Origin of the sequence: Edaphosphingomonas haloaromaticamans (genome assembly GCF_001853345.1) — a bacterium.
GTDB lineage: Bacteria > Pseudomonadota > Alphaproteobacteria > Sphingomonadales > Sphingomonadaceae > Sphingomonas_E > Sphingomonas_E fennica.
In genome coordinates this window covers 1,703,668-1,723,730 of record NZ_MIPT01000001.1, presented here as the reverse complement: position 1 = coordinate 1,723,730, position 20,063 = coordinate 1,703,668, and the positions used below count along the sequence as shown (strand labels likewise).

Here is a 20,063-nt window from a genome sequence, read left to right as displayed (position 1 = left end):
TGAAGCGATGATGCGAGAAGCGCGGCGGCGCCGCCCGCCAGCGTCGTGCGGCGGTCGAGATCGCTCACCTCGAAGGCTCCCGCCGCACCGGCACGGCAACCGGCACCGGCCGATAGCGGATCGCCGCCATCAGCCCGATCAGGACGAAGAGCAGGAGCACGGCGAGCTGGGTGAGCTGGAAGGGACGTTCCGCCCCCGTGGGCGCGAGGCTGTGGAGCGACGGCACCTTGAGAAACGCCTGCACCACGCCGACGAACACCAGCAGGTAGAGACTGGCGACCATGCCGGCAGCGTAGATCCAGCGCCATGCGCCGACGAGGCGGAAGCGGCGATAGGCGAGGAGGACGAAGGCCAGGATGATGAGCGCCACCACACCGGTGACTATCGCGGGCGTGACGCCGTTGAACGGAAAGAAGAAGCCGGTGACGCTGGTGGCAATGGCCGTCACCAGGAACAGGCTGGTCCATGCGCGATAGGCGCCGCCGTGAAAGAGGCCGGCGACCGCGACGAAGCCGGCCGCGATGGCGACGAAGCTGATGGCGGTGTGGAAAATCGTGATCGCCTGAAGATAGGTCATCATCCGATCCTTCCCTGATATGCGGTTCGTTCAGGCGGCCCCGTGCGGTGGATCATGCGGGGGATCGCGCGCCTCATCGTCCCCGCCGCCCGGCATCGTCCCCAGCACCTGTTCGGCACAGCTCGTCCGCACGTAGGAGGCGACCGGGCGGCCCGCGATCAGCCGTTTGGCGATGGGCACGACCTGCTCGCCTAGGAGCATGCCGAACAGCCCGATCAGGGCAATGACCGGCGGCGCGGGCGATCGCACGTTGAGCGCGCCGTATAATATGCCCACGACAAGGCCGACGGCGAGCGAGATCAGATAGGGTTTCATGGGCGCGACCCCCGATATGGACCGGGCGGCCTTCCGGCACGGGAAAGGCCGCCCCGCCCCGGTTTCAGTGCCCGCCTTCAGAAGCGCCGAACATCGTCTTGGCGTAGATGATGCCGAGGCCGTAGGCGCCGCCATATTTGCGGGCGATGCCGGTGGTCATGTCGTAGGTTCCGGTCCGCGCCCAATCGCGCTGCAGCTCGAGCAGATATTGCAGCGACGTCATCGGCCGCACGCCGGCCTGGATCATCCGTTCCATCGCGCGTTCGTGCGCCTCGTCGGAAACGTCGCCACAGGCGTCGGAGATCACATAGACCTCATAACCCTGGTCGATCGCCGACAGGGTCGGGCCGACGATGCAGACCGAGGTCCACAGCCCGCCGAACACCAGCCGGTCCTTGCCGATCGCATTGACCCGCTTGATGACGTTCGCATCCTCCCACGTGTTCATCGAGGTGCGATCCGTCACCTCCACATCGGGCAGCGCCTCCTTGATCTCATCGAAGATCGGGCCGGAAAAGCTCTTCTCGGCGACGGTGGTGAGGATCGTGGAAACCTTGAAGCCGGCGGCCGCATGGGCGACCAGCGCAGTGTTGGTGCGCAGCGTCGTCGCGTCGATCGAATGGGTGGCGAAGGCCATCTGCGACTGGTGATCGATCAGGATCAACGTGTGATCGCCCGGGGAGAGCAAGGTCTTCCCCGGGGTGGGCGTGGCGGTGATCGGCATGAGGCAAATCCTTGGCGGATGAGGATTTAGGCCCGGCGATCATGCCATGTGCGCAACGATGCTTCTTGTATGGAATCGACATCGCGCAAGGAGCGCGGCGGCGGCGGACGAGCGTGCCGCGCGCGCCGCCCCGCGCGTCCGATCACATTGTATGGGGCTGCTTTTCCACCTGCCAGGTCTGGCCTTTTGAGATCAGCTTCTGGAGATCGCGCGCCTTGCCGGCGGCGGCGGCGGCGTTCTGCTCCACCACCGCCCGTTCGAAGGTGGGGCGCGGGTGGTTGTAGANCACGCCCAGCACCACCGGGCCGCCTTCGCCCGGCGCGAAATCGATCAGCATCTGGGCCAGGCCGTGATTGGTCTGGTCGTGGACGATCACGCCCGCGCCCTTCCAGTCCCCGTCCACGACATCCACGATGCGCAGGCGCAGCGCCTCGCCGTCCATCGCCAGCCCCTTCGCGCCGCCGGCGAACAGCACGGGTTCGCCATGTTCCACCCAGATCTGGCCTTCGGGCGCGGCCTTCTTCTCGGTGAAGGGATCGAACACGCCGTCATTATAGACGATGCAGTTCTGGTAGATTTCCACGAAGCTCGCGCCCTTGTGGGCATGCGCGGCCTTGAGCACGGCGGGCAGGTTCTTGTGGGTATCGATGCCCCGCGCCACGAAGCGCGCGCCCGATCCCAGCGCGAAGCTGCACGGGCTGGCCGGCCGGTCCACCGATCCGAACGGCGTCGAGGGCGATCGCGTGCCCACCCGGCTGGTCGGCGAATATTGGCCCTTGGTGAGGCCATATATCTCGTTGTTGAACAGCAGGACCTGGCAGTCGAGATTGCGCCGCAGCAGGTGCATCGTGTGATTGCCGCCGATCGACAGCGCATCGCCGTCGCCGGTGATGATCCACACGTCGAGTTCCGGGTTCGCGAGCTTCACGCCCGTCGCCACCGCCGGCGCGCGGCCGTGGATGGTGTGGAAGCCGTAGGTCTCCATATAATAAGGGAAGCGCGACGAGCAGCCGATACCGGACACGAACACGGTATTTTCCGGCCGCACGCCCAGTTCCGGCATGGTCCGCTGCACCGCCTTCAGGATCGCATAGTCGCCGCAGCCGGGGCACCAGCGCACTTCCTGATCGGTTTCCCAATCCTTGGGGCTGGTGGGGATGCTGGTCATCTCGTTCATGCGAGCGCCTCCTCGATGGCGGCTTCGATCTCGGCGATGCGGAAGGGCTGGCCGGATACCTTGTTGAGCGGGCGGGCATCGACCAGATACTGGTCGCGCAGCACCGTCTTGAGCTGGCCGGTGTTCATTTCCGGCACGATGATCTTGTCATATCCCTTGAGCAGATCGCCCAGGTTGCGCGGCAGCGGCCAGATATGGCGGATATGGACGTGGTGGACGTCCCGGCCCTTAGCCCGCTGGCGCCGCACCGCCTGATGGATCGGCCCGAAGGTGGAACCCCAGCCGACCAGCACCAGCCGGCCCTTCGCCTCGCCCAGCGTGACCTCCAGTTCGGGAATATGATCGGCGACGCCGTCCACCTTGGCCCTGCGCAGGTCCGTCATCGCCTGGTGGTTGGCGGGGGCATAGTCGATATGGCCGGTGTCGACCGCCTTCTCGATCCCGCCGATGCGGTGGATCAGGCCAGGCGTGCCGGGCTTCACCCACGGGCGGGCGAGCTTTTCGTCCCGGCCATAGGGCTTGAAGCCGCCTTCGGGCACGTTTTCCAGATACTGCACCGGGAAGGGCGCGTAGCCGCTCATGTCCGGCACCTTCCACGGCTCCGCCGCATTGGCGATATAGCCGTCGGTCAGCAGGATCACCGGCGTCATGAACTGGGTGGCGATGCGCACCGCCTCGATCGCGCAATCGAAGGCGTCGGCGGGCGAGCGCGCGGCGATCACCGGCAGCGGCGCATCGCCGTTGCGGCCATAGACCGCCTGATAGAGATCGGACTGCTCGGTCTTGGTGGGAAGCCCGGTGGAAGGGCCGCCGCGTTGCGAGTTGACGATGACCAGGGGCAGCTCCGTCATCACCGCCAGACCCATCGCCTCGCCCTTCAGCGCGATGCCGGGGCCGGAGGAGGAGGTAACGCCGAGCTGGCCGGCATAGGATGCGCCGATCGCCGCCGCGATGGCCGCGATTTCGTCCTCCGCCTGGAAGGTCGTGACCTCATATTCCTTCAACCGCGACAGATGGTGCAGGATCGCGGAGGCCGGCGTGATCGGATAGCCGCCGAAGAACATCTTCACGCCCGCGAGCTGCGCGCCCGCGACGAGGCCCAGCGAGATCGATTCCGCGCCGGTGATCGTGCGGTAGAGGCCGGGTTCGGCCGGCGCCGCGGCGATATGGTGCTGCTTGAGCGGGCCGGAAATCTCCGCCGTCTCGCCAAAGGCGTGGCCGGCATTGAGCGCGGCGATGTTCGCCTCCGCCAGCGTCGGCGCCTTGGCGAACTTCTCCTTCAGCCACTGGATCAGCGGCTCGCGATCGCGATCGAACATCCAGAGCGCGAGGCCCAGCGTCCACATGTTCTTGCAGCGCAGCGCCTCCTTGTTGCCGAGGCCGAAGGGCTTCACGGCATCGAGGGTGAGCTGCGAGATGTTGAAGCTGAGCACCTGCCAGCGGGCGAGGCTGCCGTCTTCCAGCGGCGATGCCTCGTAACCGGCCTTGGCGAGGTTGCGGACGCCGAACTCGCCCTCGTCGGCGATGATCAGGCCGCCGGGCTTGAGCGCGCCGACATTGCTCTTGAGCGCAGCCGGGTTCATCGCGATCAGCACGTCCGGCGCGTCGCCCGCCGTCTCGATTGCCGTCGATCCGAAATTGATCTGGAAGGCCGACACCCCGAACAACGTGCCCTGCGGCGCCCGTATCTCCGCCGGGAAATCCGGGAACGTCGCGAGATCGTTCCCCGCCAGCGCGGTCGACAAGGTGAACTGACCACCCGTCAGCTGCATCCCGTCGCCGCTGTCCCCCGCAAAGCGAACCACGATCGCTTCGGCCGGCGGATGGGCGTTTGCTTCCTTGGGGGTAAGTTCGTGAACGGCAGTCGCCATGCCCAGGTCACCTCGATATTTGTCGTTGCCTTCCTCGTTCCCGGTCATCCGGGCCTTCGACGCGAAAATATCCAAGGCCGCCACGCATGTCGCAGCGGCACGCAGGCGCCATCATAGCCCCGATGCGGGGCGGCGCCACCTCTCTCCTGTCTTCCACCATAGTCCCCGTCGCACCCGCTTGCCAGCGCCGGTTGCCATGGCCCCTTATGCTCTTAAGACGCACGCTGAACGCGGGAACGGAGCCGGTAAAGTAGCAAAAGAAGACGGAATCCTGAGATAAAGCCATCAACATGGCTCATCCGGGGTTCAGGCGGGCCGGTCCAGGGCGGGCGCGGCAAAGGCGCCGACCGGCTCGACCGGGGCCGCCGCCGCCGCTAAACCGGGCGAAACCAGCCAGCCGAAGGAGATAGCGCGCGCATGACAGGGCCATCCGTTCCCCCCGCCCGTCGCCCGGCGAAAGCGGACCGCGTGCCCGAGCGGCCGCCGGTGCGGCCCGACGTGCGGGCGATGCTGGACTATATCGCCACCGCCCCCATCCCCAGGCTGCACGAGATGACGCCGGCCGACGCGCGCGAGCTGATGAAGACGGGGCGCGACCTGATCGACCTGCCCGTGGGCGAATTGGCGGTGAAGCGGGATTTCGCCATCCCCGGCCCGCATGGCGCGGATATCCCCGCCCGCCTGTATGACGCGCGGGCGACGCGCGCGCCGGGACCGCTGATGATCTTCTTCCACGGCGGCGGCTTCGTGCTGGGAAGCCTGGACAGCCATGATCCGCTGTGCGCGGAGATCGCCCGCGCGCTCGACATGCCGGTGATCGCGGTGGATTACCGGCTCGCGCCCGAGCATCCCTGGCCCGCCGCCCCTGACGATGCCGAGGCGGCCGCGCGCTGGATCGCCGCCAACCCGCCCGAAACCGGCCGGATCGCCACCGGGCTGGTGCTGGCCGGCGACAGCGCCGGCGGCACGCTGACGATCGTGACCACGCTGGCGCTGCGCGACGCGCCCGCCGCCGTGCCGGTGCTGGCGCAGTGGCCGATCTATCCGGCGGCGGACCCCGGCGGCCGATATTATTCCTACCGCGACTTCAGCGACGGCTATTATCTGGATTCCGCGCTGCTGACCTGGTTCCACGAAAGCTATGGCGCCGATCTGGCGCACTGGCGCGCCTCCCCGATCAAGGCCGACCATGCCGGCACGCCGCCGACGCTGGTGGTGACGGCGGGGCTCGATCCGCTGCGCGATTCCGGCCGGGCCTATGCGGCGGCGCTGGTGCAGGCGGGCGTGCCGACCGTCTATCGCGAGGCCAGGGGCAATATCCACGGGTTCATGAACATGCGCAGGGCCATCCCTTCCTCGCAAGACGACCTCGCCGGCTGCCTCGCGGCGCTGGCGGCGATCGTTGCCGAGGCGGAAGCAGGGCGCGCGATGCTGGAGAAAGCGGCGTGAAGGAAAACGACCTCCCCTATCGCGATGCGGCGGCGGTGATGCTGCTGAACGGGGACAATAAGGTGTTCGTGGCGCTCAGGATCGATAATGCCGCCGAGGCCTGGCAGATGCCGCAGGGCGGGCTGGAGGAGGGCGAGGCCCCCGAGGCCGGCATGCTGCGCGAGCTGGAGGAGGAAACCAGCATCCGCCCCGATCTGGTGCGGGTGATCGCCCGCGCCCGGCGCACCCTGTTCTACGACCTGCCGGAGGATCTGGTGGGCAAGGTGTGGAAGGGCAAATATCGTGGCCAGCGCCAGCACTGGTTCCTCGCGCGCTTCCTCGGCACCGACGCCGACGTGAACCTGGAAACCGCCGAACCCGAATTTCGCGGCTGGCGGTGGGCGGAACCGGCCGAGCTGCCGCGCATCATCGTGCCGTTCAAGCGCCGTCTCTATGAAGATGTGCTAGAAGAATTCGCCGACCACCTTTGACATTATCGTGACGCTTCACGGCCCGATGGAAGGACCGCGATGACCCCTGTTCTCGCTTTTGTATTGCTTGCCCAGGCCGGCCAGCCACCGCTGATCGCGCCCCACCCGCCCGTGATGGCCGCCGATCCCATGGAGCCGGTGCCCGAGCCGCTGGCGCCGGTCCTGGATATCCCGCCGGCGCCCCAGCGGCCCCTGCCCCTGCCCCGGATTGATGTCGCCCGCCCGACCGAGCTTCCGCCAGCGGTGCGCGCCATGCTGGACGCGGCGATCGCCAGCGGCGACGCCCAGGCGGTGGCGACGGTGACGAAGCTCGCCAAGCAGGCCGCCCCGTGGGGCGCGCGCCAGGCCGAAGGGCTGAAGGACGGTTTCGACAAGGATCAGGCCGACAAGAAGGCGCTGGCCGAACGGCAGCGGCAGGAACGGATCAAATCCGCCAGCTTCTTCGATAATTGGGGGGGCGAGGTGGAGATCGGCGCCGCCCGGTCCACCGGCAACACCCGATCGCTGGGCCTCTACCTCGCCGCCAAGGGCGAGCGCGAGGGGCTGCAGGTGCGCCATCGCTTCAACGCGCGCGCCGACGTGCAGGAAACCAACAACGTCACCACCACCGAACGCGTGATCGCCGCCTACCAGCCGAACTTCAAGTTCGATGACAGGCTCTACGCCTATGGCCTTGCCCAATATGAGCATGACCGGTTCCTCGGCTATGACAGCCGCTACACGCTGGGCGGCGGGATCGGCTACACGCTGTTCACCGGCCCCAAGCTGAAGGTGGACCTGGAAGGCGGCCCGGCGGTGCGATACAGCAACTATATCGAGGAGCCTGACAAGACGACCGTGGCGGGCCGCGCATCCGTGGCGCTGCGCTGGCAGATCGCGCCGACCGCCAGCCTGACACAGGATGCGGCCCTGTTCATGGAAGCGGGCAACACCAACGCCAGCACCACGCTGGCGCTGGACACCAAGCTGTTCGGCCCGCTGAAGACGCGGATATCCTATAACGTGCAATATGAACGCGATGCGCCGGCGGGCCGCGATCCCGTGGACACGCTGACCCGCGCCACATTGGTCTACAGCTTCTGAGGATGGACCCCCGCCCATGACGCTTCCTACCCGCCGCATCGGCCCCTTCACCGTTTCCGCCATCGGCCTGGGCTGCATGAACCTGAGCCACGGCTACGAGCCGTTTCCGGCGGAGGAGGATGCGGCGCGGCTGCTGAACCGGGCGCTGGACCTGGGCGTGACCTTCCTCGACACCGCCGCCATCTATGGCGACGGCGCGAACGAACGGCTGATCGGCAAGGCGGTGATGCATCGCCGACGCGAATTCACGCTGGCCAGCAAGTGCGGACTGGGCGTCCATGACGGCAAGCGCGGGCTGGACGGGCGGCCGGAAGCGGTCGTATCCACGCTGGATGGGGCGCTGGCCCGGCTCGGCACCGACCATATCGACCTTTATTATCTCCACCGGCTGGACCGGAACGTGCCGATCGAGGATTCGGTCGGCGCCCTGGTCCGCGCGAAGGAAGCCGGCAAGATCGGTGCGATCGGCCTTTCGGAAATGTCCGCCGCCACCATCCGCCGGGCGCATGCCGTCCATCCGATCGCCGCGATCCAGACCGAATATTCGCCCTGGGTGCGCAACCCCGAAGTGGCGGTGCTGGATGCGTGCCGCGAACTGGGGATCGGCTTCGTCGCCTTCTCGCCAGTCGCGCGCGGCTTCCTGGCAGGGGCGGTCCGCGACGATCGCTATTCGGGCAGCGACATCCGGGCGGTGATGCCCCGCTTCCTGGAACCGCAGCTTTCGCGCAATCTGGCGCTGTTCGATCGGTTCCGCGCCGTGGCGCAGGCGGCCGGCTGCACGCCCGCCCAGCTTGCGATCGGCTGGGTGCTGGCGCGCGGCGAGAATATCGTGCCCATACCCGGCACCCGCAGCATCGCCCATCTGGAGGAGGATGTGGCCGCAGCGGGCATCGCCATCGATCCCGCCGCGCTGGCGGCGGTGGATGCCATCTTCACCCCCGGCGCGGTCGCCGGCCGCCGCTATCCGCCGGCAATGCAGGCGCAGGTGGATACCGAGCTGCTGCCCGAGGAACTCGAGGACGCCTGAGGCGCGCGGTCACGGCGACAGGCCCGATTGCGGCTGGCATCCGGCTCCTGTAGGCGAACGGCCAATGCCCCCGGCGTCCTATCAGCCTTCATCCTATCGAAACGAGGCGCCGCTCCACCGCCGGGCCGGCGCCCTTTTCGTGGCGATCGCGGCCAATGTGCTGCTGGTTGTGATGCTGATCCGCATCGCGGCCATGCCGCCGTCGGAGCCGACCGAGCCCACGAAGCCGCTGACGGTGGAATTGCTGCCGGATACATCCACCTCCTCCACGCCGTCGAAGGCGGCCGAGAAGAAGAGATCGGCCGAGGCGGCATCGCAACGATCGCGGGCGCCCAGGGCGGTGCCCGTGCCGACGCCCACCCAGCCGCCGCCGGCCCAGGCGCTCGGCCCGCTCAAGATGCTGATCCTGACGCCCGAGGAGTTCGCGGCGTCGGACATATCCAAGCTGCCGTCGCACGCCGAGGGCCGCGCCACCGCAGATGCCAGCACGGCCGGCAGCGGTGCCGGGCAGGACAGCAGCTCCGACGGGCCGGGTTCCGGCCCCAATGGCGAGCGGCTCTACAATGCCGAATGGTATCGCCCGCCGACCAATGCGGAGCTCAATTATTATCTGCCCGCCAATGCGCCGCGCGTGGGCACGGGCCTGATCGCCTGCCGGACGGCGCCCAATTATCGCGTCGAGGATTGCCGCGAGATCGCGGATGCGCCGCCGGGCTCGGGCCTGGCCCGCGCGATCCGCCAGGCGGCCTGGCAATTCCGCGTGCTGCCGCCACGGATCGGCGGGCGGCCGATGGTGGGCGCCTGGGTGCGGATCAGGATCGATTTTACCGAGCGCGGCGCGAACTGATCGGCCGGAAAGGGAAAGGGAGGCCGCCGACCCGACGACCTCCCGATGCGACCCTGCGGGTATTCTTGCCTGAGGGTATTCTTGCTCGAGTCCGCACAATAATATGGTCAGGACGGATTGACAGTTAATTACCGTTAAATCCCCTCCGAAGCCGCATAATGCGTGGCCGCGGGCGATCCCGCCGGGCCGGGCGGGCCCGCGCCAAGTTGGCCCTTGCCTTCGCGCCTCATGTTTTTTAGTCCATACGGACGATAAAAGGAGAATGCGGTGGCGATTCTGGGCGAAGAGGACAGGCTCCACCCGTCGGGCACGGACGATAGCTGGTTCGAATCCTGGTGGTTCGCCTTCTACGTGCCCGAGCGACGGCTATCGGTTTACATCTATCCCTGGTTCCGCCCGAACCTTGGGATATGCGGCGGCGGCGTGTTCGCCTGGGACGATCGCGGCTCCCTGCCCTGGACGATGCTGCACCACGACTATCTCTGGAGCCGGCGCTTCGACGGCTGGGATGCGATGGCCGAGGGCGGACGGATCGCCATGCCGCAGGGCGTGACCATCGACGTGATCGAGGGCGGCCGCGCCTATCGCATCCGATACGATCATCCGGGCCTGGCCTTCGACGTCCGCTTCGAAGCCACGGCGGCCGTGGAGGCCACCAGCGCATCGACCACCGAGGAGAGCATCTTCAAGGGCCATATCGATCAGCCGGGCCGCTATGCGGGCTGGGTGCGCACCGGCGGCGAGACGCTGGCGGTGGATTGCCATTGCGTGCGCGACCGGAGCTGGGGGCCGCGCCGCGACGACGTGACCGGTATGCATATCGGCTATTTCCACGCCACCGCATCGGCGGACGACGCCTTCCTGATGGTGACGCATGCCGGCGCCGATCCGGAGAGCTTCTCCCTGCTTTCGGGCTATCTGATCCGCGACGGCGCGCATTCGCTGCTGGCCGAAGGCAGCGCCCGGATCACGCGCGGCGACGATCTTTCACCTGAAAGCTGCGTCATCGAAGCCACGGACCGGCGGGGCCGCCGGCTGGAGGCGCAGGGCCGCGCGATCACCCGCATGGCGGTGCAGGTGCAGCCGGGCATGTTCAACTGGTCCAGCTTCGCCGAATGGAATTTCGGCGAGGCCACGGCCTATGGCGAGCTGCAGGATACCTGGCACCCGGACGGATATCGCGCCTTCGCCCGCGAACGGGGAGCCGCGGCGTGACCGGCATCGTCGATGACGAGGCCCTCGACGCCAGCCTGCGCGCGTGGATCGAGGCGACGACCGGCAGCGGCATCACCGCGATCCAGCGGGTGAGCGGCGGCGCCTTCCGCACGAGCTGCCGGGTGGACCTGGATGGCGCGCCCGGCGCCGCCTTCCTGAAGATCGACCTGGGATCGGCCCCGCGCACCCCCTTCGACCTGCGCCGCGAGCATGAACTGCTGACCCGGCTGGACGGGCGCGCCCGTACGCCGCGCACGATCGGCTGGCACGAAGGCGCGACCGCGATGGCAATGCACTGCCTGCCGGGCGAGGCGCGCTGGGCGGGGATCGCCGACGAGGCCCATCGCGACCGCATCGAACGATCCTTCGCCGAGGCGCTGGTGGAATGCCATGCGGTGGACATCGCCTCCCTCGCGCTGGATCACCTGCCGCCGGGCCTGACGATCGGTGAGGCGATCCGCCGGGAACTGGACATGTGGGAGGAGCTGCTCGACGCCAATGTCGCCGATCCCGATCCGCTGACCCTGTTCGCCTTCCGCTGGCTGCGCCACCGCCTGCCGGCGGACGACCGCCCGGCCGTGCTGGTGCAGGGCGATGCCGGCCCCGGCAACTTCCTGTTCGATGCTGAGCGCGTGACCGGGCTGGTCGACTGGGAGATGACGCATCTCGGCCATCCGCTGGAGGATCTGGGCTGCGTGCTGGCCCGATCGCTGGTGCAGCCGATGGCGAGCGCGGAGCGGCTGCTGTCGCTCTATCGCGCGGCATCGGGCCGAGACTGGACGATGGACGAGCTGCTCTATGCCACCATCCTGGTGATGGCGCGGTTCAGCGTGCCGATCGCGCTGGCGCTGGAAAGCCGCCATACCGGCATGGATTTCGGCCTGACCAATGGATATTTCCGGCTGTCCCAGATATCGCTGATCCGGCTGATCGCCCGCGCCGAGGGGCTGACGCTGGACGAGACGCCGCCCGCATCCGGGCCACGCCCCGCCATCGGCTTCGAATTCGATTATCTGCGCGACGTGCTGGGCACGATCGTGCGGCCAGCGATCGACGATCCCTATGTGCAATATCGGCTGGACGGGGCGATCGGCCTGATCGGCTATCTGCGCGCGGCGCTTGCCGACGATGCGGCCGGCCCGCGCAGCGACCGCGATGAGCTGCGCGCGCTCTATGCGGACCGGATCGCCAAGGGCGACATCGCCGCGACGCTACAGGAATTCCTCGCCGAGGCGCTGTGGCGCGAGACGCTGATGAAGGACATGCTGGGGCCGCTCCATGGCGGGCGCGTGAAACTGTGACGCAGCCGGATGCCGACGCGCTTCTGGCCGCCATCCGGGCTCACGCCCCCAATTTCCGGCCGCTGGGCGAAGGGCTGATCGCGCCCGGCCTGCTCTATCGATCGGGCGAGCTGGCCAGCCTCGACGGCCATGCCTGGGCGGCGATGGAGCGGATCGGCATCCGCACCCTCATCGACCTGCGCGGCCCCATGGAGATCGAGGCGATGCCGGTCCGGCCCCCGGCCGCGATGCGGCTGGTCTCCATCCCGCTTCATCCTGGCCAGGGCGCCGGGATCGGCGCCGGCGCCATCGACAATGCCGCCGCCGCGCAACGGATCGGCAATGCCTATCGCCATCTGGTCCAGGCATATGGGCGGGATATCGCCGGCATCCTCCATTTGCTGGCGGGGGAGGATGCGCTGCCGGCCGTGCTGTTCTGCACCGCCGGCAAGGACCGGACGGGAATCGTCTCCGCGCTGCTGCTGGCGGCAATCGGGGCGGACAGCGCCGCCATCCATGCGGACTATGCCATCACCAATGCGATGCTGAGCGGGGCGGCCCGCCAGCGCGTGTGGGACATGAGCACCCGGCTTGCCACCTTCGACATGCCGGCCGGCCCGATCGTCGATGCCATGCTGGCGGCGGACCCCGCCTATCTGGAGGCCGCGTTCGACGCCATCGCCCCCCTGCCCGCCTTTTTCGAACGCAGCGGCTTGGACGGCGCCGCGATCGATCGGCTGCGGAAGCGCCTGTTACCGCGCACCTGAATCTTTTTCGTCCATCTGGATTGGAATATTGACTTTATCGTCCGAATGGATGATAAAAATCACATGGCGTCTTTCATCACCCCCGATCAGCCGTTTAGGAGCGGATCGACGGCGCAGCCCGCCCGTCGAATCGGGGAGGTGCCGGATGCCCAAGATTGTCGACCATGACGAACAGCGCCGGATCATTGCGGCGGCCGCCGTCCGCTGGATCGCCAGCCACGGGCTGGAAACCCTGTCCCAGCGCAACGTCGCGGCGCTCAGCGGGCGGTCCAAGGGCAATGTGCAGCATTATTTCCCGGACAAGGCCTCGCTCATGTTCGGCGCGCTGCGCTGGATCTCCGGCGAGCGGGCGGAACGCGAGCGGCCCCGGCCGGGCGATCCTCAGGCGGACGATCCCTTCGCCACGCTCAGCCGCCGCCTCTATGCCGTGCTGCCCACGGACGAGCAGCGCGCGGACGAATGGCGCGTGCGCCTGTCGCTCTACGTCTATGCACACAACGATCCCGACATGCAGGCCTATCTGGCCGAGCATGGCCGCGAGCTTGCCGAGCGCGGCGTCGCCGATGTCCGCGCCTGCCAGGAAAAGGGGGAGATCCGTGCCGATCTGGACCCTGCGCTCACCTATCAGCGGCTCTCGGCCGCCGTATCCGGCATCGCCGTGGCGGCGCTGGCCAATGGCGGCGAACTGGGGCCGGACGACCAGAAAGCGATGCTGGCCGAAATATTGAAATCGATCGCAGCCTGAGGGGGCGCCAGACCCTCCGGGCAAAAGGGAGGGGAAAAATGAAGATCCGGGTTATCGCGGCTTTGCTGGGCTGTTCATCCTCATTCTGCGCCATCGCCCAGGCGCAGGAAGAAGCGCCGCCGCCGGGCGGCCTCGCCGATATCGTCGTCACCGCGCAGAAGCGGGAGGAGAATCTGCAGGAGGTGCCGATCTCCATCGTATCGATGGGATCGGAACGGCTGACCGACCTCAATGTCGATCGCTTCACCGATATCGGCTTCACCGTGCCGGCGCTGCGCCTGAGCCAGCATCCGACGACGCCCTTTTCCACCCGCCTGTTCATCCGCGGCATCGGCAACAACGATGCGCAAGTGACGCAGGACCCGGCGGTGGGCGTCTATGTCGACGGCGTCTATATCGCGCGCTCCACCGGCCTCGCCTTCGACTTCGGCGATGCCGAACGGGTCGAGGTGCTGCGCGGGCCGCAGGGCACGCTATACGGCCGCAACACCACTGGCGGCGCGATCAACATCGTCACCCGCCGGCCGAGCGGCGAGCTGAAGGCCACGGCCGAATTCGGTTATGCCACCAAGGATTATATCCGGGCGCTGGGGCGGATCGACCTGCCCGAATTCGGCGGCATCGCCACCAGCATAACCGCGCTCTACGCGGAACGGGACGGGCTGGTGAAGAACGTGGGCGCGGGCCGCGATTTCGGCGAGAATGATCGCTGGGGCGTGCGCTTCGTGGCGGCGGCCGACCTGTCGGACAATGTGGACGCCTTCTTCGCCTACGACCATTCGCTGGAGCATAACACGCCCTTTTACTATCAGGCCGAGGACGTGGCGGCAGGCCCGCCCTTTTATTATGACAGCTTCATCCCGGTGGCGACCAAGCGGGTGAAGCGGGCGACGCTCGCGGCACCGGTGGAACAGAGCCGGCTGCGCACCGACGGCCTCGCCTTCACGCTGACATGGAAGCCATCGGACGGGCTGACGGTGAAATCGATCACCGGCTATCGCGATTTCAACGCCAGCGTCTATGCCGACTTCTCCGGCAATCCGGTGGCGACCCTGTTCCGCACCAACCGGCAGGATACCGACCACCACCAGTTCAGCCAGGAGCTGCAGCTGCTGGGCACGGCATTCGGCGACCGGCTGGAATATATCCTCGGCGGCTACGTCTTCTCCGAGCAGGCGGACCAGACCGAGGATTATGACGCCGGCGCCTTCGTCATCAGCAACCGCTACATCTACGCCAGGAACAGGGCGCAGGCGCTGTTCGCCAATGCGACCTGGGCGTTCGACGACCGGCTGAAGCTGACGGTGGGCGGCCGATATTCCTGGGATCAGCGCCGCGCGACCAAGGACAATGTGGATTTCACGCTCCCCGATCCCGATACGGGGTTGCCGCCCTTCGCCTTCATCGGCCAGGGCGACCGGCATTTCTCCAAGTTCAACCCTTCGGCCAACATCTCCTGGCAGCCGATCGACGACCTCAACCTCTATGCCAAGATCGTCACCGGCTATCGCGCCGGCGGCTTCGGCACCGGGGCCGCGACGAAGGCGGATTTCGAGCGCGGGTTCGACGAGGAAAACCTGACCTCCTACGAAGCCGGGATCAAATGGCAGGGCTGGGACAGGCGCCTGCAGTTCAACAGCGCCTTCTTCTATTCCCGCTACAAGGACATATTGATCGATCTGGCGGTGCTGGGCGCGCCGCAGTTTGTCGCCAGCTTCAATGCCGGTCGCGCGCGCATCTATGGCATGGAAGCCGATATCAGCCTGCTGCCCATGGAAAGCCTGCGGCTGGATCTGAGCTATGCCTATCTCAACGCAAAATATACCGAGGTGATCGATCCGCAGACCGGCGCGGACGTGACCGACCTGTTCAAATTCCCCAACGCGCCCAAAAACAGCTTCAGCATCACGGCGGACCAGCGGCTGGCCTATATCGGCGGCGATGCGCCGCTGCACCTGATCCTGAACTATGCCTGGCAGGACAAGGTCGTCACCACCGCGCCCTATATCGAGCGGCCGGGCGCGCGCATCGGCGCCTATGGCCTGCTGAACGCGCGGCTGGAGGTGAAGCGGCTGCCGCTCGGCTCCGCCAATGTCGATCTGGCGCTGTGGGGCCGGAACCTGACCGACAAGGCCTATGTGATCGATGCCGTCGGCAGCTTCCCCTGGTCCACCAACATGAAGGCCTATGGCGAGCCGCTGACGGCGGGCGTGGAAGCCCGGCTGCATTTCTGAGCCGGGCGCTGCGGCGCCCGCCGCCGGCGATATCTACCGGTTCGCCTCCTGATAGGCGGCGGCGGCGCCCAGCAGGCCGGGATCGGGGTGGACGGCAAGGCGGATGGGGAATTCGGCCATGCGCTGCGCGAACCGCCCCTTCGCCCGGAAGCGATCGTTGAACAGCGGCCCGGCCAGCCGATCGCGGATGCGGTTGGCGAGGCCGCCGGTGACGACCACGGCGTTGGCGCCATGGGCGAGCGCCAGATCGCCCGCGACCGATCCGAAGGCCATGATGAAATGATCGAGCGCCTGCGCGGCCAGCTTGTCCGTGCCTTCGATGGCGGCCGCCCATAGTGTCGCATCGTCGCCCGGCACGATCGAATGGGCGCCGACGAAGGCCAGGGTCTCGTGGATTTCGCCCAGGCCAGGGCCGGAGACGACGCGCTCGGTGGAAACGCGGCGATGGCGCTGGCGGAGGCGACGGAGCAACTTCTCCTCGAAATCATCGAGCGCCGCGAAATCGAGATGGCCGCCCTCCGTCGCCAGCACGATCCGCCGGCCCTGCCAGCGCAGAAGCTGCGCCACGCCCAGCCCCGTGCCCGGCCCGATCACGGTGGTGACGCCATTTTCCGGCATCGGCCCTTCCGGCCCGCCGATATGGACGAGCTCCTCATCCTCCAGCACGGCGACGGCGGCGGCCATGGCGGCGAAATCGTTGATCAGCAGCGGATCGCCGGCCAGCCCGAGATCGCGGCCCAGCGTGGCGGGCTGGAGCGTCCAGCCATTGTTGGTGAAGCGGATCAGTTCCCCATCCACCGGCCCGGCGATGGCGATGCAGGCGGCCCGGGGCAGATCGCCGCCGCTGTCGCGGCCGAAGGCGGCCCAGGCATCCGCCAGGCTGGCATGGTTGGCCGTCTTATATTTGCGCACTTCCTCGAGCACGGGGCGCCCGTCATCCCGAAGGTGCGCGATGGCGAAACGCGCGTGGGTGCCCCCAACGTCAACAGCAACGATACGCATGTTTAAAGTCCGGCCTCGTGAAGCATGGCGGAGGCGCCTTGTTCGGCGCCGTCGGCGGAGTGGCGCATGAAGGCGAAGAGTTCGCGGCCGGTGCCTGGCTGGGCGCGGGGCGGGGCGGCTTCGGGGCGGGATGCCCATTCGGCCTCGTCGACCAGCGCCTGCAGCGTGCCGGTGGCGGCGCAGACGCGGACGACATCGCCGTCGCGCAGCCGCGCCAGCGGGCCGCCGCCAAGCGCTTCCGGCGTGATGTGGATCGCGGCCGGCACCTTGCCCGACGCCCCCGACATCCGCCCGTCCGTCACCAGCGCCACCTTGAACCCCTTGTCCTGCAGCACGCCCAAAGGCGGCGTCAGCTTGTGCAGTTCCGGCATGCCGTTGGCGCGCGGGCCCTGGAAGCGCACCACCACCACCACGTCGCGATCCAGCTCGCCCGCCTTGAACGCCCGGTTCACATCGTCCTGGTCGTGGAACACCCGCGCCGGCGCCTCGATCGTCCAGCGGGACGGATCGACCGCGCTCGTCTTCATCGTCGCCCGGCCGAGATTGCCCTGGAGCAGCCGCATCCCGCCATCCGGCTGGAACGGATCGGCCACCGGCCGCAGCATCTGCGGGTCCAGGGGATCGGCCGGCGCCGGCTGCCAGGCGAGGCTGTCGCCCGCCAGCACCGGATCGGCCGCATAAGCGCGCAGCCCCCCCTGCCAGATGGTGAGGATATCGCCATGGAGCAGGCCCGCATCGAGCAGGGTCGAGATCACATAGGCCATGCCGCCGGCCGCCTGGAAATGGTTCACGTCGCCCGATCCGTTGGGATAGACGCGCGCGATCAGCGGCACCGCCGAGGACAGCCGGTCGAGATCCTCCCAGTCGATGACGATGCCCGCCGCCCGCGCGATCGCCGGCAGGTGGATGGCGTGGTTGGTCGATCCGCCCGTCGCCAGCAGGCCGACCGCGGCGTTGACGATCGCCTTCTCGTCGATCACGCGGCCGATCGGGCGGTAATCCTCGCCGCCCCAGCCGATCGCCGCCAGGCGGTGGACGGCGGCGCGCGTCACTTCCTGCCGCAGCTTGGTGCCCGGATTGATGAAGGCCGCGCCCGGCACGTGCAGGCCCATCACCTCCATCATCATCTGGTTGGAATTGGCCGTGCCGTAGAAGGTGCAGGTGCCGGCATCGTGATAGGAGGCGGCCTCCGCCTCCAGCAGCTCCGCCCGGCCGACCTTGCCTTCGGCATAAAGCTGGCGGACGCGCTGCTTCTCCTTGTTGGCCAGCCCCGAGGGCATCGGCCCGGCCGGCACCAGCACCATCGGCAGATGGCCGAAGCGCAGCGCGCCGATCAGCAGGCCCGGCACGATCTTGTCGCAGATGCCGAGCAGGGCCGCGCCCNCGAACATGCCGTGGCNCAGCGCCACCGCCGTCGACAGGGCGATCACGTCGCGGCTGAACAGCGACAGCTCCATGCCGCGCTGCCCTTGCGTCNCCCCGTCGCACATCGCCGGCACCCCGCCCGCCACCTGCGCGGTGATCCCCGCCTCGCGCGCCCAGAGCTTCATCCGCTCCGGATAGCCGCCATAAGGCTGATGGGCCGAAAGCATGTCGTTATAGGCGGTGACGATCCCGACGTTCATCGCCCCGCCCGCCCGGATCGCGGGCTTGTCCGCCCCCGACGCCGCGAAACCGTGCGCCAGGTTGCCGCACGACAGACGCGGACGATCCACCCCGCCATCCCGCTCCCGCTCGATCAGCTCCAGATACGCCCCGCGCCCCGCCGCCGACCGCTCCACCACCCGAGACGTAACTGACGATATAATCGGGTGAAGATCAGTCATGCCAGCTTACTCCATCGCGTTCGGTGAGCGCGATCGCGGCGGTCGGCCCCCAGGTGCCGGCCGCGTAACCGCCGGGGATCATGCCGGTGGCCTTCCAGCCGGCGCGGATGCCATCGATCCAGCGCCACTGCGCCTCCACCTCGTCCCGCCGGACGAACAGGGTGGGATCGCCCTCGACCAGATCGAGCAGCAGCCGTTCATAGGCGATGCGCCGCCGGACGCCGGCAAAGGCATTGGGCACGGAGATGTCGAGCGGCACTTCCCGCACCAGTATGCCGTCGCGATCGAGGCCCGGTTCCTTCGCCATCACGAGGAGGCGGATATTCTCGTCCGGCTGGAGACGGATGACGAGCTTGTTGGCCGTAAGCCGGCGGCCCTCGAAGATCGAATGCGGCACGCCGCGGAACTGGACGATGATCTCCGACTGGCGGGCGGGCAGCCGCTTGCCGGTGCGCAGATAGAAGGGCACGCCCTTCCAGCGCCAGTTATCGATATGCGCCTTCAGGGCGACGAAGGTTTCGGTATCGGACGCGCGGCCAAGCTCGTCCGCATAGCCCGGCACGATCGCGCCGCCGACCGCACCGGCGCGATACTGGCCGATCACGCTGTGGCTGCCGATGCTGGCCGCGTCGATCGGGCGCAGCGATTTCAGCACCTTCACCTTCTCGTCGCGCACGGCGGCGGCATCGAAGCGGGCCGGCGCCTCCATGGCCACCAGCGCGAGGAGCTGGAGCATGTGGTTCTGCACCATATCGCGCAGCGCGCCGGTGCCGTCGTAGAAATCGACGCGCCCTTCGAGGCCGACGGTTTCCGAGACGGTGATCTGGACATGATCGATGCCGGCGGCGTTCCACAGCGGCTCGAACAGGCTGTTGGCGAAGCGCAGCGCGATCAGGTTCTGGACGGTTTCCTTGCCCAGATAATGATCGATGCGGAACGTCCGGTCCTCCGGGAAGGCGGCGGCCACCGCATCGTTGATCGCCCGGCTGGACGCGAGATCGAAGCCCAGCGGCTTTTCCAGCCCGATGCGAACGTTGTCACCGGCCAGACCGGCGGCGGCGAGGCCGGCGATCGTGGGTTCGAACAATTGCGGCGCGGTCGACAGGAAGATGGCGATCCCATCGCCCGCGCGCGGCCCCAGCGCGTCGGCCAGCCGGCCGAAGCTTTCCGGCCGCGAGGCATCGAGCTCGACATAGCTCAGCCGGTCCAGGAAGGCGGCGATGCTGTCCGCGCTGCGGTTTTCCGGCAGGACGTGCCGTTCCAGCGCCGCTTCGGCCATGGCGCGGAAGGAGGCATCGTCCTCCCCGCTCCGCGCCGTGCCGACGATGCGGAAATCCGGGGCGATCAGGCCATCCGCATGCAGGCCGTAGAGCGACGGCAGCAGCATGCGGCGCGCGAGATCGCCCGTCGCGCCGAACAGGATGAGGGTCTTCGCAAGCGACGGCATGGGAGGC

Annotated in this window: 18 protein-coding genes; 10 read left to right on the top strand and 8 right to left on the bottom strand. The window is 67.9% G+C overall.

Annotation, left to right across the window (positions count from 1 at the left end; all coding sequences use genetic code 11):
• Positions 1–64 precede the first annotated feature (64 nt).
• The 5 genes from BHE75_RS07880 to BHE75_RS07860 form a co-directional block, all read right to left on the bottom strand.
• Positions 65–577 (bottom strand): hypothetical protein, encoded by a 513-nt coding sequence (locus tag BHE75_RS07880; protein WP_254684393.1) that lies wholly within the window; start codon positions 575–577, stop codon positions 65–67.
• 30 nt (positions 578–607) lie between these two features.
• Entirely contained in the window at positions 608–892 is a 285-nt protein-coding gene (locus tag BHE75_RS07875; protein ID WP_015460030.1) for a XapX domain-containing protein, read from the bottom strand.
• A 64-nt stretch (positions 893–956) separates the two neighbouring features.
• Positions 957–1,616, bottom strand: a complete 660-nt coding sequence (locus BHE75_RS07870; protein ID WP_015460029.1) for a hydrolase — start codon at positions 1,614–1,616, stop codon at positions 957–959.
• Positions 1,617–1,758: 142 nt separating this feature from the next.
• A complete protein-coding gene (locus BHE75_RS07865; RefSeq protein ID WP_070933546.1) occupies positions 1,759–2,793 on the bottom strand; it encodes a 2-oxoacid:ferredoxin oxidoreductase subunit beta in 1,035 nt (344 codons plus the stop codon).
• Positions 2,790–4,664, bottom strand: a complete 1,875-nt coding sequence (locus tag BHE75_RS07860) for a 2-oxoacid:acceptor oxidoreductase subunit alpha (protein WP_070935609.1) — start codon at positions 4,662–4,664, stop codon at positions 2,790–2,792. Before BHE75_RS07860 ends, BHE75_RS07865 begins: the two co-directional genes overlap by 4 nt.
• Positions 4,665–5,081: 417 nt before the next feature.
• On the opposite strand from BHE75_RS07860, the gene BHE75_RS07855 reads away from it, so the two are divergent.
• The 10 genes from BHE75_RS07855 to BHE75_RS07810 all read left to right on the top strand — a co-directional run bounded on the left by BHE75_RS07855 (position 5,082) and on the right by BHE75_RS07810 (position 15,781).
• On the top strand, positions 5,082–6,113 hold the full coding sequence (locus BHE75_RS07855) for an alpha/beta hydrolase (RefSeq protein WP_438830582.1): 1,032 nt from the start codon (positions 5,082–5,084) through the stop codon (positions 6,111–6,113).
• Positions 6,110–6,583 carry an RNA pyrophosphohydrolase gene (locus BHE75_RS07850; RefSeq protein WP_084653017.1) on the top strand — a complete coding sequence of 158 codons (474 nt, stop codon included), beginning with the start codon at positions 6,110–6,112 and terminating at the stop codon, positions 6,581–6,583. Before BHE75_RS07855 ends, BHE75_RS07850 begins: the two co-directional genes overlap by 4 nt.
• A gap of 39 nt (positions 6,584–6,622) precedes the next feature.
• A complete protein-coding gene (locus BHE75_RS07845) occupies positions 6,623–7,666 on the top strand; it encodes a DUF481 domain-containing protein (RefSeq protein WP_070933544.1) in 1,044 nt (347 codons plus the stop codon).
• 16 nt (positions 7,667–7,682) lie between these two features.
• Positions 7,683–8,693 (top strand): aldo/keto reductase, encoded by a 1,011-nt coding sequence (locus BHE75_RS07840; RefSeq protein ID WP_070933543.1) that lies wholly within the window; start codon positions 7,683–7,685, stop codon positions 8,691–8,693.
• A 64-nt stretch (positions 8,694–8,757) separates the two neighbouring features.
• Complete coding sequence (locus BHE75_RS07835; RefSeq protein WP_041864971.1) at positions 8,758–9,540, top strand: hypothetical protein; 783 nt, start codon at positions 8,758–8,760, stop codon at positions 9,538–9,540.
• Between the two features lie 267 nt (positions 9,541–9,807).
• Entirely contained in the window at positions 9,808–10,755 is a 948-nt protein-coding gene (locus BHE75_RS07830) for a DUF7065 domain-containing protein (protein ID WP_070933542.1), read from the top strand.
• Complete coding sequence (locus BHE75_RS07825) at positions 10,752–12,056, top strand: phosphotransferase family protein (protein ID WP_070933541.1); 1,305 nt, start codon at positions 10,752–10,754, stop codon at positions 12,054–12,056. Before BHE75_RS07830 ends, BHE75_RS07825 begins: the two co-directional genes overlap by 4 nt.
• Positions 12,053–12,802: a tyrosine-protein phosphatase gene (locus tag BHE75_RS07820; protein ID WP_070933540.1), complete on the top strand. Its 750-nt coding sequence runs from the start codon at positions 12,053–12,055 to the stop codon at positions 12,800–12,802. Before BHE75_RS07825 ends, BHE75_RS07820 begins: the two co-directional genes overlap by 4 nt.
• 145 nt (positions 12,803–12,947) lie before the next feature.
• Complete coding sequence (locus BHE75_RS07815; RefSeq protein WP_015460018.1) at positions 12,948–13,547, top strand: TetR/AcrR family transcriptional regulator; 600 nt, start codon at positions 12,948–12,950, stop codon at positions 13,545–13,547.
• A gap of 38 nt (positions 13,548–13,585) precedes the next feature.
• Entirely contained in the window at positions 13,586–15,781 is a 2,196-nt protein-coding gene (locus BHE75_RS07810) for a TonB-dependent receptor (RefSeq protein WP_084653013.1), read from the top strand.
• Between the two features lie 33 nt (positions 15,782–15,814).
• Here the strand turns inward: BHE75_RS07810 and BHE75_RS07805 are convergent, their stop codons facing one another.
• The 3 genes from BHE75_RS07805 to zwf form a co-directional block, all read right to left on the bottom strand.
• Positions 15,815–16,783 (bottom strand): glucokinase, encoded by a 969-nt coding sequence (locus tag BHE75_RS07805; RefSeq protein ID WP_070933538.1) that lies wholly within the window; start codon positions 16,781–16,783, stop codon positions 15,815–15,817.
• 2 nt (positions 16,784–16,785) lie between these two features.
• Complete coding sequence (gene edd, locus BHE75_RS07800; RefSeq protein ID WP_070933537.1) at positions 16,786–18,609, bottom strand: phosphogluconate dehydratase; 1,824 nt, start codon at positions 18,607–18,609, stop codon at positions 16,786–16,788.
• Entirely contained in the window at positions 18,602–20,056 is a 1,455-nt protein-coding gene (zwf, locus tag BHE75_RS07795) for a glucose-6-phosphate dehydrogenase (RefSeq protein WP_070933536.1), read from the bottom strand. The genes edd and zwf overlap by 8 nt, the downstream gene beginning before the upstream one ends.
• Between the last annotated feature and the right edge of the window lie 7 nt (positions 20,057–20,063).